The following is a 653-nucleotide window of genomic DNA, read 5'->3' on the forward strand; positions in this document are numbered from 1 at the left end:
ACCCGATTCTGGATCGAGTTTCGGACGGTTTTGGTCTTGTCTCGGCTCACACGTTGGAAGAGTTGCAAAATGTGACGATCAACGGTTCTGCGCGCGGCCCGGTTCTGCTTGCTGAGGTTTTGCAGGCTTTCCCTCATCTAGAGCTAAATATCGATGCGAAAGAAGAGGACGTTTGGCGTCCAATGATTGAGGTTATCCGCGCTCACGGTGCGATGGATAGAGTGTGTTTAGCCTCATTTGATTCGGGCCGCCTGCAGCGTATCCGCGAGGTTGCGCCGGAGATTAGCACTTCCTTGGGACAAGTGGAGGTTGCGCGCCTGTTTCTTGCCGCGCAGACGAACACGAGGCGTCTGGTTACACGACAGAATTGGCCGCGCTTCGGAGTGGTGGCCGCACAAATTCCGTTAAAGATCGGTCCTATCCGGCTGGTGTCTAAACGTTTTGTTAGTTTTGCGCATTCCTTTGGGATTGGGGTGCATGTGTGGACGCTGAATGAGCCAGAAGAGATTGTTCAAGCGCTAGATGCTGGTGTTGATGCGATCATCTCGGACGATCCGGTTTTGGTCCGTGAGATTATTCGCGCCCGCAAATCCTTGTGATCACCGGTCTCATTTAACGGTTTCTTAGCCTCCCTGGTACGATTACAACGGCTT

General features: G+C 53.0%; 1 protein-coding gene. It reads left to right on the plus strand.

What is annotated here, in order from left to right:
* Window positions 1–599: glycerophosphodiester phosphodiesterase family protein (locus HMPREF1627_RS01125; protein ID WP_034500410.1), on the plus strand; the 599-nt coding region annotated here is incomplete at its 5' end.
* Window positions 600–653: the final 54 nt, after the last annotated feature.

It is taken from the genome of Actinomyces sp. S6-Spd3 (assembly GCF_000758755.1).
Classification (GTDB): domain Bacteria; phylum Actinomycetota; class Actinomycetes; order Actinomycetales; family Actinomycetaceae; genus Pauljensenia.